The 15,746-nt window shown below is 58.5% G+C and carries 16 protein-coding genes and 1 tRNA gene; 12 read left to right on the forward strand and 5 right to left on the reverse strand.

What is annotated here, in order from left to right; genetic code table 11:
* On the forward strand, positions 1 to 846 hold the full coding sequence (locus O9X91_RS14180; RefSeq protein ID WP_142912602.1) for an aminoglycoside phosphotransferase family protein: 846 nt from the start codon (positions 1 to 3) through the stop codon (positions 844 to 846).
* Positions 847 to 852: 6 nt separating this feature from the next.
* On the opposite strand, the gene O9X91_RS14185 is transcribed toward O9X91_RS14180, so the two are convergent.
* Positions 853 to 1,956, reverse strand: coding sequence for a COX15/CtaA family protein (locus O9X91_RS14185; RefSeq protein WP_162854289.1), 1,104 nt, complete (start codon positions 1,954 to 1,956; stop codon positions 853 to 855).
* A gap of 141 nt (positions 1,957 to 2,097) precedes the next feature.
* Here O9X91_RS14185 and O9X91_RS14190 point away from each other — a divergent pair, with 141 nt between their 5' ends.
* Both O9X91_RS14190 and uppA read left to right on the forward strand, forming a co-directional pair.
* Complete coding sequence (locus O9X91_RS14190; protein WP_020811154.1) at positions 2,098 to 2,310, forward strand: DUF2842 domain-containing protein; 213 nt, start codon at positions 2,098 to 2,100, stop codon at positions 2,308 to 2,310.
* Between the two features lie 97 nt (positions 2,311 to 2,407).
* Entirely contained in the window at positions 2,408 to 3,634 is a 1,227-nt protein-coding gene (uppA, locus tag O9X91_RS14195) for a polysaccharide biosynthesis GNAT family N-acetyltransferase UppA (RefSeq protein WP_142912601.1), read from the forward strand.
* A gap of 28 nt (positions 3,635 to 3,662) precedes the next feature.
* Here uppA and uppB read toward each other — a convergent pair whose 3' ends face one another.
* Positions 3,663 to 5,930, reverse strand: coding sequence for a polysaccharide biosynthesis protein UppB (gene uppB, locus O9X91_RS14200; RefSeq protein WP_142912600.1), 2,268 nt, complete (start codon positions 5,928 to 5,930; stop codon positions 3,663 to 3,665).
* Between the two features lie 210 nt (positions 5,931 to 6,140).
* On the opposite strand from uppB, the gene uppC reads away from it, so the two are divergent.
* The 6 genes from uppC to O9X91_RS14230 all read left to right on the forward strand — a co-directional run bounded on the left by uppC (position 6,141) and on the right by O9X91_RS14230 (position 11,940).
* Positions 6,141 to 6,713, forward strand: coding sequence for a polysaccharide export protein UppC (gene uppC / locus O9X91_RS14205; protein ID WP_080790905.1), 573 nt, complete (start codon positions 6,141 to 6,143; stop codon positions 6,711 to 6,713).
* Positions 6,714 to 6,729: 16 nt separating this feature from the next.
* A complete protein-coding gene (uppD, locus tag O9X91_RS14210; protein WP_162520438.1) occupies positions 6,730 to 7,872 on the forward strand; it encodes a polysaccharide biosynthesis type 4 glycosyltransferase UppD in 1,143 nt (380 codons plus the stop codon).
* Between the two features lie 223 nt (positions 7,873 to 8,095).
* Entirely contained in the window at positions 8,096 to 9,649 is a 1,554-nt protein-coding gene (gene uppE / locus O9X91_RS14215) for a polysaccharide biosynthesis glycosyltransferase UppE (protein WP_137410175.1), read from the forward strand.
* Positions 9,646 to 10,887: a polysaccharide biosynthesis O-antigen ligase family protein UppF gene (gene uppF, locus O9X91_RS14220; RefSeq protein WP_142912599.1), complete on the forward strand. Its 1,242-nt coding sequence runs from the start codon at positions 9,646 to 9,648 to the stop codon at positions 10,885 to 10,887. The genes uppE and uppF overlap by 4 nt, the downstream gene beginning before the upstream one ends.
* Positions 10,888 to 10,964: 77 nt before the next feature.
* On the forward strand, positions 10,965 to 11,114 hold the full coding sequence (locus O9X91_RS14225) for a hypothetical protein (RefSeq protein ID WP_003521552.1): 150 nt from the start codon (positions 10,965 to 10,967) through the stop codon (positions 11,112 to 11,114).
* 172 nt (positions 11,115 to 11,286) lie between these two features.
* Positions 11,287 to 11,940 (forward strand): hypothetical protein, encoded by a 654-nt coding sequence (locus O9X91_RS14230; RefSeq protein WP_269833224.1) that lies wholly within the window; start codon positions 11,287 to 11,289, stop codon positions 11,938 to 11,940.
* Between the two features lie 59 nt (positions 11,941 to 11,999).
* On the opposite strand, the gene O9X91_RS14235 is transcribed toward O9X91_RS14230, so the two are convergent.
* Positions 12,000 to 12,536: a DUF1269 domain-containing protein gene (locus O9X91_RS14235; RefSeq protein WP_142912597.1), complete on the reverse strand. Its 537-nt coding sequence runs from the start codon at positions 12,534 to 12,536 to the stop codon at positions 12,000 to 12,002.
* A gap of 218 nt (positions 12,537 to 12,754) precedes the next feature.
* On the opposite strand from O9X91_RS14235, the gene O9X91_RS14240 reads away from it, so the two are divergent.
* The 3 genes from O9X91_RS14240 to O9X91_RS14250 all read left to right on the forward strand — a co-directional run bounded on the left by O9X91_RS14240 (position 12,755) and on the right by O9X91_RS14250 (position 13,656).
* Positions 12,755 to 12,831, forward strand: a tRNA-Pro gene (locus tag O9X91_RS14240).
* Between the two features lie 138 nt (positions 12,832 to 12,969).
* Complete coding sequence (locus O9X91_RS14245) at positions 12,970 to 13,230, forward strand: hypothetical protein (RefSeq protein ID WP_077982477.1); 261 nt, start codon at positions 12,970 to 12,972, stop codon at positions 13,228 to 13,230.
* 222 nt (positions 13,231 to 13,452) lie between these two features.
* Positions 13,453 to 13,656 carry a hypothetical protein gene (locus O9X91_RS14250; protein WP_077982478.1) on the forward strand — a complete coding sequence of 68 codons (204 nt, stop codon included), beginning with the start codon at positions 13,453 to 13,455 and terminating at the stop codon, positions 13,654 to 13,656.
* A gap of 304 nt (positions 13,657 to 13,960) precedes the next feature.
* Here O9X91_RS14250 and O9X91_RS14255 read toward each other — a convergent pair whose 3' ends face one another.
* Both O9X91_RS14255 and O9X91_RS14260 read right to left on the reverse strand, forming a co-directional pair.
* Positions 13,961 to 14,515, reverse strand: coding sequence for a dual specificity protein phosphatase family protein (locus O9X91_RS14255; RefSeq protein WP_162520445.1), 555 nt, complete (start codon positions 14,513 to 14,515; stop codon positions 13,961 to 13,963).
* 138 nt (positions 14,516 to 14,653) lie between these two features.
* Positions 14,654 to 15,241, reverse strand: a complete 588-nt coding sequence (locus O9X91_RS14260) for a YqaA family protein (protein ID WP_077982480.1) — start codon at positions 15,239 to 15,241, stop codon at positions 14,654 to 14,656.
* Positions 15,242 to 15,746 lie beyond the last annotated feature (505 nt).

The raw sequence follows: 15,746 nt of genomic DNA on the forward strand, positions 1-15,746 counted from the left end.
ATGAAGATTGCCCCGCCCTCTTTTCCGGCCTCGTGGAATATCGAGGCCGCGAAGTCTATTGCCGATACGCCGGCCGGGGTGGTGTACGAGCTTACGCGCGGCGATGGTTCCCTCGCTGTTGCCAAGGTTCTGAAAAAGAAAGTATTGAAGGACAGCCTTCGCGGCGCGGATTTCATCGCATGGCGCGCCGGCATCGGCTGTGTGGAACTGCTCGACCGCTCCGACGATATTCTGCTGATGGAACACGCCGGTACGGAGACCCTGCGCGACCTGCTGTTTCGCGACGGCGACGACGATGCCGCCACGGAAATCGCCGCCGATGTCCTGCTAAAATATCATCAGCCATCGCAGCAGAAGCCGCCTTCGAGCCTGCTGACGCTGCCGCTCTATTTCGAGAGCCTGTTTCGCAAGGCCGAGCAGGATCGCACCGACGGCATGGACAGCCCCTATATCGAGGCGGCCACGCTGGCGCAGGCGCTGATCGACCGGCAGCGGGATGTGAAGCCGCTGCACGGCGATCTGCATCACGAAAACATTATGCGCAGTGAACGCGGCTGGATCATCATCGATCCGGCCGGCCTGATTGGCGATGCGGCTCTCGATGTCGCCAATATGTTCTCCAACCCACTCGACCGTTTCGACCTTACCCGCAGCGAGGCGCGTATCGCCTCAATGGCAGCGATTTTTGCGAAGGCGCTGCAACGGGACGAAAAGCTATTGCTGCAATATGCTTTCGCTTATGGCTGCCTTTCCGCTGCGTGGCACGAAGAGGACGGCAATGCGGAAGAGCGCGACAACGAACTCGCCGTCGCGGCCGCCATCAAAACGGTGCTCGGGCAGTTCTAAGCCGCCTCAGTCCCTGACTTCGACCGCAACGGGGGCCGGATATTCGCCAATGAAACCGCGCCAGTGGGCGACGGCGAAACCCAGCACAATCAGCGCCATGCCCTGATGGGCGAGCGCCACATGAATATCCACGTGCATGAGCAGCGTGGTGATGCCGAGCCCCGCCTGAATGGAGACGAGCACGAAGAACAGCACCGCCCGGCGGGCATGTGGCGTACCGGGCAAGGCGCGAGCCAAGGACACCATATGCCAAAGCGTGGCGGCAAACAGCGTATAGGCGCCGAGGCGGTGGACGAATTGCACCGTCTTGGGGTTCTCGAAGAGGTTGATCCACCAGGGTTGTTGCAGGAAGAGGTCGCCCGGCACCAGTGAGCCGTCCATTAGCGGCCAGGTATTGTAGGAAAGGCCGGCATTCAGCCCCGCCACCAATGCGCCGAGATAGATCTGGAAGAGACAGAGCACAGTCAGCAGCGCGGCAAAGCCCCTGCCCGTCTTTTCGTCGGCGGCGTCGGGCGAGTGGTGCGACAGGCCGCGCAATATCCACATGCAGCCCGCAAAGATGAGGCAGGCAATGGTCAGATGCGTAGCAAGCCGATATTGCGAGACATCCGTGCGGTTGACGAGGCCTGACGATACCATCCACCAGCCGATGAAGCCCTGAAAACCGCCAAGCGCCAGAAGGCCAACGAGCGGCAGGCGCAGGCGCTTTTCGACGCGGCCGGTCAGCCAGAAAAAGGCGAGCGGCAAAGCGAAGATGAGGCCGATGGTGCGGGCAAGCAGGCGATGCGCCCATTCCCACCAGAAAATCGTCTTGAACTCGTCGAGCGACATACCCTTGTTGATTTCCTGATATTGGGGAATGCGCTTGTAGAGCTGGAATTCCTCTTCCCATTCGGCGACGGAAAGCGGCGGAATGGCGCCATGGATCGGCTTCCATTCGGTAATCGACAGGCCGGATTCGGTAAGCCGCGTGGCGCCGCCGACGAGGACCAGACAGAAGAGCGTGAAGAGCACGACGCGAAGCCAGATGCGCAGCAGGCGGCGGTCCTTCTCCTGTTTCTGCAGGGCAGCCTCCACCACCATATCCGCAGAACCATTTGCCATCGTCATGCCGCTCGAACGCATCTTTCAGGTCTCCCTCATACAGTCATGTTGATTAGCCCCAACCGGCACCACAAAACAAGGCCTCAGGGTTTGCGGCATCCGGTCGCGGCGGTATAGTCGGCCAGTTGTTCAATCACGGAAGATTTCATGCACCCTCGCCTCAGATCGCTCATCGGCACTATCGTCATCATCTGCCTCGTCGTCGTTTACGCCGTGGTGGCGACGGCCATTGCATCGGCGGCGCTGGCGCAATCGCCCTGGTGGGTGCATCTCGCTTATTTCGTGCTGACCGGAATCCTGTGGGTTCTGCCGGCGATGCTGATCATCAAATGGATGGCCGGACCCAAAAAACAGGGTTAAGCGCCGGCCATTGCATGACACCCTGAGGTCGCAATTTTATAAACCGATTGTTTGCCGCTCAGCGATATAGTCCGACCGAAACAACCGGAGAGAGTGGATGGCGGCTGAGGGGCCGGTCTTTATCAGCGACGAGCAAGCGCCGACCGCCGTGCAAAACGAGCGGCGGGGTGCTGATCGTCTGTTGATTGATCTGGTCGATGACGCCTCCACCATCCGCGTCGACTGGGAGCGGCTGGAAAACGATCCGCTCAATTCGCTGCATCAGAGTTTCGGCTGGTGCTCCATTTGGGCACAAACGCAGGATAGCGCGCTCCTGACGCTTCGCGGCCGGCAACGCGGCAAGACGATCTTTCTGCTGCCTCTCGAAATCGTAATGGAAGGCGGCGTTCGCAAGGCGCGTTTTCCCGGCGGCCGTTTCAACAATATCAATACGGGGCTTTTCGACCCCTCCTTTGCCGGACAGGCCGGACAGGAAATCGCGGCGGCGATTGCCCGGGAGGCGCGGAAGCTGTTGCATGGTCGAGCCGATATTCTGGCTTTGCACAACATACCGCTGAGGTGGCGCGACAGGACCAATCCCCTCTCGCATCTTGCTTCCGTCGAAAACCAGAATCCGGCCTTCCAGCTTCCCCTGCTCGAAAGTTTCGAGGCCACGCTTCGGCAGGTCAATGCCAAGAGGCGACGGAAGAAATTCCGTATCCAGAGCCGAAGGGCCGAGGAAATGGGCGGCTACAGCCATATGATCGCGCAATCGTCACAGGAAAAATACGAAATGTTGCAGGCGTTTTTCCGCCAAAAGGCCGCCCGTTTCGCCTCGCAGGGCATTCCGGATGTGTTTCGCGATCAGTCGGTGAAGGATTTCTTCTACGATCTCGCCAATTTCCCACAGACAGGCACGGACAGCCTGCTGGAGCTGCACGCCATTCGCCTGCATGGCGAAAACGAGGGCGTCATCGCCGCGATAGCCGGACTTTCACGCAAGCAGGATCACATCATCTGCCAGTTCGGTTCGATCGATGAATCCGTTTCGGAACTCAGCCCCGGTGAATTGCTGTTCTGGTTGATGATCGAAAGGGCCTGCCGCGAAAAGGCGGCAATCTTCGATTTCGGCGTCGGCGACCAGCTCTACAAGCGCAGTTGGTGCCCGCTTTTCACCGTGCAGCACGATATATTCCTGCCGGTGACGTTGAAGGGTCGCGTTGCGGCCTCGGCCTATGTCGCCATCGCCCGGACGAAGAGCCTGATCAAATCCAATCCGGCGCTTTATGCGTTGATACAGCGGTTTCGCGCCGGACGGCCGAAGATGGACAGCGCCGCCGACTGAGTTGCCGGCGCTGTAGGTATGCGGCGCCTCAGGCCGCGCTCAGATGGTCCGGCTTGCGCATGCCGGTCAGCGGCAGCGCCTGTCCATAACCCTCGGCAACCAGTTCACCGAGCGTCTTTTCCAACAATTCGCTATCCTTGCCCGGAACCGAGACGATAATTTCCGCCGGCAGGTTGCGCAGCATTTTCCCGAGGCTCGAGATCTGTACCGCGCCGCACTCGACGAGGACGGTATCGTAAGCGTCGGAGAGCGCGCCGAGGATCATCGTCAGACGGTCAATCGCACGCATGGCCTCGCGCGGCTGCGCATTGCCACGCGGCACAATATGGGCGTCGGACAGGCGGTCGCCGTGAATGGTTTCACCAAAGGCGGCCGCGCCCGCCAGAAGGTCCATCACACCGGGAAGTCCAGCCTCCGGCGCCATCAATCGCGTCGGACAGGCTGACGCCGTCATGTCGACGAGAACGACCGAACGACCCATTTCGGACAGAGCACGCGCCAGCATGACGGTCGTGGTCGAACCGCTATCACCGGCCGGAGACACGATCGCGGCGACCGGCTTGGCAAGGCGGGTAGCCAGGAAACCTGCAACGGCGCTAATGGAGAAGTCGTCATTGGCGTCGACCTCCTCCTCCACTGCCTCCTCTTTCGGAGCCGTGACATCCTCCACCGGCAGGGCCGGTATGGCGGCCGCAGCGGCGGCCGGTACACGCCGTTCTTCCTCTTCGGCAACGGGCTGGTATGCGGCGACCGGCATGGCTCGCGCAGCAGGCTGTATCGCTTCATGGCGCGCGACTACAGGCTGTTCCGGCACGTCCGTCGTTTTGTCCGGATCGGCTGGAGAACGGGAAGGAGAAGGCGGATCGGAGAGCGGCGGAACTTGGTTCCTGCCCAACGGCTTCAAGGCCCGGCCGGTGAAGAGCTCCACCAGCATGACGACGATGCAGGACAGCAGAAAGGCCGCCAACGTCACGACGATGGTGATGGCGCCGGTCTTAGGGAAATAGGGTGCGCGCGGCTCCACCGCCGTCGAGATGACGCGCGCATCGGCCGGCGTGGAATCCACCGAACCGGCGCGCGAAGTCGCTTCGCGGTAACGGGCAAGATAGGTTTCCAGAAGCTGCCTTTGCGCAGAAGCTTCCCGCTCCAGATCGTTGAGACCGACCTGCTGTTCGCCGGCACGAACGCTTTCCGATTTCAGCATGTTCAGCTGCTGAACCAGTTGCCGTTCCCGCAGACGCGAAACATTGGCCTCGTTTTCGAGACTTGCCAGCACCTTGCGGGTTTCTTCCTGAATCTGCCGCTGAATGCCGTCAAGCTGATTGCGCAGCGCACGGATGCGCGGATGGCCTTCCAGCATCGAAGACGAGAGATCGGAAATCTGGCTGCGGATCGTCGTCTCGTTTTCCTTCAGCCTCTGGATCGTCGGGGAACCAACGACATCGGGGAAAGTATCAAGCGGACGGCCGTTAGCAAGCGCGCTGCGCACGCCTTCCGCCCGCGCTTCCGCATTGGCGCGCTCGCCACGGATACGGCCAAGTTCGGTGGAGATATCGCTGAGCTGGCGGGTGGCAAGCGTTTCGCCCTGCCCTGCCGAGAGAAGATCGGCGGAGGCGCGGTAATCCGCGACCTTCCTGTCGGCCTCGCGCACCTTTTCGCGCAGATTGGCGATTTCCGGCTCCAGCCAGCGCGCCGCTTCCGTGCTTGTATCCAGCTTTGCGCCGCTTTGCAGGGCGATATAGGCCTTCATCATCGCATTGGGGATGGCGGCGGCGAGCTTCGGGTCCTGCGAGGAAAACTCGACAGTGATGACGCGCGAACTTTCGACCTGATAGACCTGCAGCTTTTCCCGGAAGGCCGTCAGCACCCGCTCCTCGGGCAACACCTGAAGCGGGTCCTTCTTGACGCCGACGGCGACCAGCAGCTGCGAGATGAGCGAAGGATGGGCCTCCGGATCGAACTCATCAAGCTCATAAAGCTTCATGTCTTTCGCGACCTGTTTGATGAGATCGACCGATTGCAGGATCTGCACCTGGCTGGAAACGGTCAATTCATCAAGAACCGGCTCGGCGGGCGCATTGGACTGCTGCGAGGCGCCGAAGGAGGCCGTGCGGGATTCGATGAGCACGCGCGCCTCGCCCTTATAGGCGGGCGACATCATGCTTGAGATCACGAAGGCGGTGCCTCCGGCCAGAAGCGTGATCGCCGCGATCCGCCCCTTGCGCTGCCATATGGCTGCGACAAGCTGCGCAAGATCGATATCCACATCCCTGTCGTCAATGCGATCGCCGTTCATGCAGGCTCCGTAACCGAGACAAACCTCGGGCGTTCAAATATAGATGGTCAATTTTCGCGAAGCTTAAGTCTTGCGGGTAACACAACAGTTAATCCCGGAGAATCCGACGAAATAAAGCCGATATTACCATCGCTCGCGCCGGTTGTTTACCGCACATTAACCCTAACAGAACGATAAGAATGATCAAAGATCGACTCGGAGCCAGATGAGATGCCGCTCGCCGGATCACGACATGTCACCGCACTGACGCTCGCCGTTTTGACGGCCCTTTCCGGCTGCGCGGCATATCAACCCGCGCCGAGGTCCTTTAACGAGGCTGCGCTGCAACCCTATCATGTCGATAGCGGCGACAGGCTGCGCATCAACGTGTTCGAGCAGGCCGGGTTGACCAACACCTATACGGTCGACCAGGCCGGTTATGTCGCCTTCCCGCTCGTCGGTCAGGTTCCCGCACGCGGCAAGACGCTGCCGCAGCTCGAAGCCGCCATAGCCGCCAAACTGCGGCAGGGTTACCTTCGCGATCCAGACGTGACGATCGAGATCGACCGTTATCGCCCGGTCTTCATCATGGGCGAAGTCGGTCGTCCCGGCCAATATTCCTATGTGCCGGGCATGACCGCGCAAAACGCCATAGCCATTGCCGGCGGCTTTACTCCGCGCGCTAATCAGGCCGATGTCGACATTACCCGCAAGATCAACGCCGAGGTGATGACCGGTCGGATCGGGATCACCGCGCCCATTCTGGCGGGTGATACCGTCTATGTGCGTGAACGCTTCTTCTAAGAACGGAGTGGCGCACGTGTCGGATGACGGCCCTCCCCTGCGTATCATTCATTGCTTCCGCTCCCCGGTGGGCGGTGTTTTCCGCCATGTGCGCGACCTCATCGAAGAACATGTGAAGCAGGGCCACAAGGTTGGCATCGTTTGCGACAGTTCCACCGGCGGCGCGCATGAGGAGCGGCTTTTCGCACAGATCACCCCGATGCTGGAACTCGGCCTCACCCGCCTGCCCATCAGGCGGTCCATCAGCCCCGGCGACCTCATGGCGCTGTGGAAATCCTACAAGCACATCAAAAGTTTGCGGCCGGACATTCTGCACGGACACAGCGCCAAGGGTGGCGCTCTTGCCCGGCTGATCGGCTCACTCCTGCGGGCGAACAGGTATCGCGTAGCCCGCCTCTATTCACCGCATGGCGGCAGCCTGCATTACGCCAGAAACAGCCTCAAAGGGCAGCTCTTCCTGCGGCTGGAGCGGTTCCAGGAACATTTCACCGATGCGCTCTGTTTCGTCTGCAATTTCGAGCAGGCGACGTATGAAGCCAAGGTCGGCAGGCCGCGCACCCGCACCGCGATGATCTATAACGGCGTTCAGGAAAGCGAGTTCGAAACCGTACCCGCGCGCGAAGACGCAGCCCGTTTTCTCTATATCGGCATGTTGCGCGACCTCAAGGGGCCGGATGTCTTCATCACGGCATTTGCAAAGATGGAACGGAGTCTCGGCAAGCCCATGTCCGGCGTGATTGTCGGCGACGGACCGGACAGGGACAAATATGCGGCGATGATCGACAAGGCTGGGCTTTCCCGGCGTATTTCCATGCATGCGGCCATGCCCGCCAGACAGGCCTTCGAACTGGCGACGACGGTGGTGGTGCCTTCGCGCGCCGAAGCCATGCCCTATATCGTGCTTGAAGCGCTTGCGTCGGGAAAGACGGTCATTGCCTCACATGTCGGTGGCATTCCCGAAGTCCTCGGAGAAGACAGCGAAGCGCTCGTACCGGCTGGTGACGCCGACGCGCTGGCGCGGATCATGGTCAAGGATGCCGAGGACGCCGACTGGGCGCAGCGGATCATGCCTCGTCCCGACAGCTTCAAAGCGAAATTTTCAACCCCGGTCATGGCGGATGAGATGATGAAACTCTATCGCGACCTGTTATCCACCTGATAGTCATTTCAAAAACACGATTTTTAATTGTATATTCCGGCCATCCTGTAGAAAATCATCATAAACGTTTCTTAGCATGTTTCGGCTAGTTTCCTGCTCGTAGAGCGCGTGCGCCCATTCGGATGCATAAAAGGCGCTCTGCCACTTTGAGGTTGCGCATCGTTCCGTTCGAAAATTCAATGCGATTTTCAGGCCGATGTGCTGGAGGGTGCGGACCAAGGCAATGACCAAGACTGACAAGGACAGAATGCAATTCGATCTGGCGTCATTGCGCAAGAAACTCTCTGACCATGAAGCCGGCGGGTCTTCGGCGTCCGAAACGGTCGTTCTCAATCCGCTTGCACGGCAGATCGCCAACCAGCTTCGCGCCGGCAACCATTCGCCCAATATGGTGATCGGGCAATTGCGGCTTCTGGAATTCACGATGCTCGTCGTCATCGCCGCCATCGTCAACGGCATCGCGGCCGATCGCGGTCTCGAAACCTTTCTGTCGGTTTTCGGCGGCGGCGTATTGGGGGCGGCGCTCTGCGTGTTTCTGTTGCAGGCCGGTGACTGCTATCAGCTTCCGACGCTGCGCACGCCGCTGAAGATGTTCGCCCGCATTCAGGGCGCGGTGTGCCTCTCCTTCGTGGGAATTGCCTGTTTCCTTCTCCTTTTCTTTCCCGATGCGCTGCATTCCTGGCAAGCCTTTGGCGTCTGGTATGCAACGGCTGCGGTCGCGATCTTCGCCGGGCGGCTGATCCTCGGTTTCGCCATTCGTCATTGGGGCCGCAACGGCGTCATGGAACGCCGCGCCGTCATCGTTGGCGGCGGCGATACCGCCAAGGACCTTATCCGCTCGCTGGAGCAGCAGTCCGACAACGATATACGCATCTGCGGCATCTTCGATGACCGGAAAAGCGCCCGCTCCCCCGAAGTTGTCGCCGGTTATCCCAAACTCGGAACCTTTGCGGAGCTGGTGGAGTTCGCCCGCCTGACGAAGCTGGACATGCTGATCATCGCCCTGCCGCTCAGCGCCGAGGCGCGCATTCTCCAGCTTCTGCGCAAACTTTGGGTGCTGCCGGTCGATATCCGCATTGCGGCGCATGCCAATAAATTGCGTTTCCGCCCCCGTGCCTATTCCCATGTCGGCAAGGTGCCAATGCTCGATGTGTTCGACAAGCCGATCCGCGACTGGGATTCGGTGGCGAAACGGGTGTTCGACATCACCTTCAGCCTCATCGGCATCGCCCTCTTATGGCCGGTGATGGTGGGGGCGGGAATTGCCGTGAAAACCACCTCGAAAGGCCCGATCCTCTTCAAGCAGAAGCGCCACGGCTTCAACAATGAGACGATCAATGTCTGGAAGTTCCGTTCCATGTATACGGAGCTCGCCGACCCGACCGCGAAAAAGGCCGTGACAAAGAACGATCCGCGCGTGACGCCCGTCGGCCGCTTCCTGCGCAAATCCTCGATGGACGAATTGCCGCAGCTTTTCAACGTTCTTTACGGCGATCTTTCGCTCGTCGGGCCGCGCCCGCATGCCGTTCACGCCCAGACGGGCGACTTGAAATATACCGAGGTGGTGGAGCACTATTTCGCACGCCACAAGGTAAAGCCCGGCGTCACCGGCTGGGCGCAGATCAACGGCTGGCGCGGCGAGATCGACCATGGCGACAAGATCAAATTCCGGACCGAATATGATCTCTATTACATCGAGAACTGGTCGCTGTTTCTCGATTTGAAGATTCTGTTCCTCACGCCGATACGGCTGCTGAAATCGGAAAACGCCTATTGACCCACACCGGTTACCAGCACGCGGCGGGTTTTGACGCACCTTTGGCCACCATGCGGCTCATCGGTGCGTTCTTCATCGCGTTTGGCGTGTTCCTTTCCGGCTTCGTCATCTCCGAGCCGGCGCCTTATGAGTTGATGATGGTGGGACAGGTGGCGCTCTGGTTCCTGCTCGGCCTTCGCCTTTCGCGCACCGTCGTCCTGCTTCTGTGCCTGCTGCTTGCCTTCAATGTCGGCGGTTATCTTTCGCTCACCACCATGGCCGATCTGGATGAGGGACCGCTTTATCTCGCCGTCTCGACCTTTCTGGCGCTGACATCGGTTTTTTACGCGGCGATCATCGAGGACAAATACCAGCGGCTGCTTTTGATTTTCCGGGCCTGGCTTGCAGCGGCGCTGATCACCGCCCTGCTCGGCATCATCGGATATTTCCACGCCATTCCGGGTTTCGAGGTCTTCACCCTCTACGACCGCGCCAAGGGCGCATTTCAGGACCCGAATGTTTTCGGCCCCTTTCTGGTGACCCCGTCGCTTTATCTGATCTACGGCCTCCTCACCGGCAAGGCGATGCATGCGCCTTTACGGATCGTCGGGCTACTCATCCTGTCGCTCGGCATTTTTCTGTCATTCTCGCGCGCGGCCTGGGGTTTGTTTCTGTTTTCCACCATCCTCCTCGTTTTCGTCATGCTGCTGAAAGAACGAACGGCCGCCTTCCGTCTGAAGATACTCGTGTTGTTTCTCGTCGCCGCGGGCCTCATGGTCGCGGCTATTATCATTGCGCTGCAGTTCAAACAGGTGTCCGATCTGTTCCTTAGCCGCGCCTCTGCGGTGCAATCCTATGATGGTGGGCATCTCGGCCGTTTTGCCCGCCACTATCTCGGCTTCCTGCTCGCAATGGATCATCCCCTCGGCATTGGCCCGATGGTGTTCGACAATATCTTTCCCGCTGCCGAACATAATATCTGGCTGAAGAGCCTGACGACGCATGGCTGGTTCGGTTTCGTGATCTATCTCGTGTTGATCTGCTGGACCGTTGCCGCCGGTTTCAGGCATCTGCTGCGGCCACGCCCCTGGCAGCCGTTCCTCATCATTTCCTGGGTTACTTTCGTGGGACATGTGATGATCGGCGCCGTCATCGATACCGACCACTGGCGGCATTTCTTCCTGCTGCTCGGCATATTGTGGGGGTGCATGGCGCTGGAGAAACGTGAAAGCCTGCGCCGCCGCGCACGCGCTGCGTAAAGACCTACCCTTACGGAACCTTACACCATTTCATGCGTTTAGCCCCCGATTCCGATTGTCAAACGGGGAGACATTTTATGACGCAGACCAATAATCTCTATCTCATTATCGGCGCCCTCATCGTGGTCATTGCCGGTCTCGGCATCTATGTCTGGCACGAGGAAAGCAAGCCGAAGGGAATCGAGATGAACATCGGCCCGAACGGCGTCTCCGTTCAGGAGAACTGATCCGCAAGCGTCGCGCAAAGTCCAGCCATTAAGACCGGGTGCATCCCAAGCCGAACGCGGCCAGGATTCGCCCGGTCTTCTTATGAGAGGAGACGAAAGGCGGGATCGATGCCCGCCGAGCCGGTTCGGTACGAATGATGCGTATCGCCCGATCAAGGAAACAGCTAGCGCAATGGTCTCCTCCATCGACCTGTCCACACGCCTCACCGCAACCAGAATGGCCCTCAAGGCCATCAAGGAGCAGGAAGACAATCCCGCCGTCACGTCCTCATCCTCGACTCGGACGTCTCTGCTCGGTTCCTACGGGCTCGACACCACCAACTCCTCCTCGTCCACCAATACCAGGCTCACGCAGCTTCTGGCGCAATATGCCCAGACCTCGAACGAGGATACGCAGACCGACGACACGGATACCCGGCTTTCTTCCGGCGATATTACCAAGGCCGATTTCATGAAGGCGTTGAAGGAGACGCTGGAAGAACTGACCGCGGATCCGGACAAGGCTTCGCAGGCCAAGGCCATGCTGGAGGCTTTGACGGCCGGCACGCTGACCGTCTCCGATCCTGCCGAAAGCGCGCAGGTCAAAGCTTGGGACGTGGCCGCAGATACAAAAACCACTTCCGGCCCTGCTATGAATATCGCCATGACGGGATGGAGCGACTTTCTGAAAGACCATCTCAAACGCGACGGCTCGACCTATGCGAGAAGCGAAACCGGCGCCTATGTCGATACTATCTCTGGCGACAACGCGTTTTTCGGCAGCGTCGGCAGCCGCTATTATTATCTCACCTGGCCACAGGCGAAAAACGGCACTTTGACCGTGTAAGCCGCATTCCCGGATGGCTGCGCCATGGAACATGCCGCAGCCTCGCTTTCAACGCCCGTTCAGGCGGCAGGCGCGGCAGCCGGTTCGGCTCCGCCGGAAAGCGCCTTTTGTAACTGCGCTTCCTGCGCCGGCGACAGCGACGTCTTGATGACCCGTCCGCGCAGGCCTTCGAATTCCGCCAGTACCTTTTCCGGCTGCACCTTGCGGATCAGCACGAACAGCGCCGAAGAACCATTGGGAATGGTCTCGCCGAGCGATTTGATGAAATCGTCATCGATACCGAAATCCGTCAGCGAACCCGCAAGAGCGCCCGTGCCCGCACCGATCGCGCCGCCGATGGCAAATCCCGCCAGCGGGTTGAGGAACAGCAGGCCGACAAGGCCGCCCCAGAGGCCGCCGGACAGGAAACCGGAGCTTGCACCTATCGCCGTCAGATTGACGCTCTGCTTCAGATGCACCTTGCCGTCTTCATCGCGAACGACAACCACGGCATCTTCCAGATCGACCAGATATTCCTTTTTCAGGCCAGCAAGCTTCAGAAGCACCCTGTCGGCCACTTCCGTTCCGTCAAAACCAACAACGACAAGTTCAGACATAGTTCGTCTCCCTGAGTTTCAATTCCGCTGCGATTGAACGCCGAAGCGGGCGGCTTGTTCCGGCAATGATGGAAAGAGGATGTGTCATGCGTTTGACGACCGCCCGTCCGGACTGCTTCAGCCCTTCTACACCATCCACATCCTTTGCTCCTTTTTTTATGAAAAGACCATTTTCCGCTTGCGCCCTAACAGGCTTATATATAAACGGCTTTCAGGTTCGGAGCGTAGCGCAGCCCGGTAGCGCACTTGACTGGGGGTCAAGGGGTCGTGGGTTCGAATCCCGCCGCTCCGACCATTAAAATCAGATAGATAGCCAGTTCCCCCAGAGCTGGCTATATTTGTTTCAGCCATCTGGTAACCCGCGCCATGCGCGAATTTAAAAGACCGGATTCGGCTATACATTTGTCCAGGCCTGAGAATGAGGTGCGCCTAGATGGCCAAAAAAACGAAAATAGAACACTCGGAATTCTCGGGCGAGTTTGAAGACGACGGCGTCACGGTTTTGGTTGATATCTACCGGCCCGCCGGCACCCAGCAGGATTGGACGCTCGAAGTCATCAGCGAGCATGACGATGTTACCACCTGGGACGAACCCTTCGCGACCGATAAAGATGCCTGGGAAGAATTCCTGGCAACGTGTGAGAAGGACGGGATTCGCAGCTTTCTGGATGGCGAGGATCCGTCCATCCACTAACGTTCGAATGCTCGACGCCGGACCGTTGGGGGTCCGGGGAAAAATCCCGTACTGCGACCATTGTGGTGAGGGAGAACATTCTCCGCATAGTTTTTGAAAATACAGTCTTCACTGTAAAGCCGCTGACCACCGCAGGGCAATCCCTACTGCCTTGTCGACTCTCCGTTGTTGACTCCTCGCTAAAATTAGAACATTTAGTGAACAAAAGAGAGGTCATCCGATATGTCCAACGCTGGAAAAATCACCCCCATACGGCCTGACGACATAGCGGGCTATGTCATCCAGTGTCACGACGGCGATGCGAAAGCGGCTGTCGAAGCCCTTCTCGGCGAAATCGAGCATCTACAGGAACAGCTTTCCCTGGCGGTCGCCATTATGGGAAAGGGATATACGCGCGGATGGACGCCGGATATCGGACGCGATTAGAATCGTCTTCGCCAGCCTCTTTTGGACGCGACGATACATGCGGCGAGCTCGAGCATTTCCCGTAAAAGTGCGAAGCGGTTTTACGTCCGGAAATGCGTGAAAACAAAAAGGGAGAGCACGTCCACAGATTCCGCTTAAACCGGACGTGCTCTGGGGGACGATTGGACCTAAGGCGTCGCGCCCCCGCCATTTTGTCCCGATGCTGCCAAGGCGAAGGGATGAGTCATAGGCTGCTTAATAACTGAACGGAGACCGGAAACAGGCGGCCCGGCATCCTTGCCTGCGTCGCCTGCCATTTACACATTCAATATTCGTTAGAGGCGATGGCGAAATCGTCGACGACGGGCATCTTTTCCGCGTTTTCCCAGGTCCGGTCCATGGCGTAGGTTTGCGACAGATAGGGAATGCCGATATGGCCGAAGCGGAAGGAAAGCTGGCTTTCCGCCTGTTCCTCGTCAAGCTTTGCCACGCGGCTGAGATAGAGCGCGGTGGCGAGGCCTGTCCTGTCCGCACCGGCCTTGCAATGAATGAGAATGGGCTTCGGCGCATCGCGCATGATGGCGACCAGTTCGTTGACCCTGTTCATATCGAGCTCCTGGCTTGCCGACATGCCAAAATCGATATGATTAAGTCCGAGATCGCGGGCGGTTTCGACCTCATCGCGATACCAGGCCTTGGATTCGTTCGCGCCGCGCAGATTGATGACCGTCCTGATACCGTGATCTTTGGTATAGCGGACGAGCTGCTCATTGCTCGGCTGATTGGAGCGATAAAGCTGCCCTGCGACAACCTCGTGAAAATTGCCCAGAAGCTGAATAGCGTAGAGATAACAGCCTGCGGCAAGCACAGCAAAACCCATGCCCCAAAGCGAGCACTTCCAGAATCTTCGCATAATAAAACGGTTCCCCTATTCGACGAGAGAACCGATACAGGTGGATTCTGACAGTAAGCTGAAAGTTCTGCGACAGTATTGTAAGAGTAGAAAAATTGCGCTTGATCAACGCACGAAAACGTAAACTGCATAGACCGCGATGAGTGCGGCGGCCGCCGCCGCAGTGATGGCGCCAAGGCGTTTCTCAATAAAATGACGTACCGATTCCCCGTATTTCTGCAGCAATCCGGCAAGGATGAAAAAGCGCGCGCCGCGCGTGACGACGGCAGAAAGAATGAACAGGCCAAGGCTGATATTGGCCGCGCCGGAAAGGATCGTCACGACCTTGATCGGCGGCAGATGCGCGAGCCCTGATGTCACCAGCAGGAGAACGATGGTTTCGTAGTCCACCGAGTTCTTCAGATGCTCGAAGCTGTCGAGCTTGCCGTAAAATTCGAGAATGGGCCGGGCGATGCTCTCAAAGGCATAATGACCGAGGAACCAGCCGGCGATACCGCCGAGAACCGAGGCGACAGTTGCCACGAGCGCATAAAACATCGCCTTTTTCGGCTTTGCCAGCACCATGGGTAGGAAAAGCACATCCGCAGGCACGACGAAGACGGAGCTTTCCACGAAAGCCACGATTGCCAGCCACCACACGGCGGTTTTACGCGCGGCGAGCGCCATCGTCCAGGCATAGATGTTTTTCAGCATGTGGTTTCTCCGGGAAGAGTGTTGCGGAGTGAAGGCAGGCAGGAGCCAAGGCATATCGGCGGTGATTCATGCGGTTTACCGACAGCTGCCGGAGGGCGGAGAACCGAACCCTGAATGAGGATTAGAGACAACGCAAGAGAATGGCAAATGTTGGAAGATTTATTTTTGCATCGCAAAAAATCATAAAGACGCGCATTTCCGGCCTATTCCGAAGGCCGGTTGTTGCAATGCAAAATTTCATCCTACGGTAGATGAACTCGCCTTTTTGCTGTAGAATAGCAATGGCGGAAAGAGGAGGAAGTTATCATGGACTATGTAAACTTCGTTACATCGATTAATCCGGTCATACTTGTCATTCTGCTGGTCGTTCTTCTTGCAGGCGCATACAGCAGCTGGGTTTCGCACTAAACAGGGCGAAACCGCACGACCAAATGTGAAGAGGCTCGTTTCTATCAGCGATAGGCATCGGGCAGGATGAATGGTATCAATCCCGGAGTTAAATCAA

The organism is Agrobacterium salinitolerans (assembly GCF_027498475.1).
GTDB lineage: Bacteria > Pseudomonadota > Alphaproteobacteria > Rhizobiales > Rhizobiaceae > Agrobacterium > Agrobacterium salinitolerans.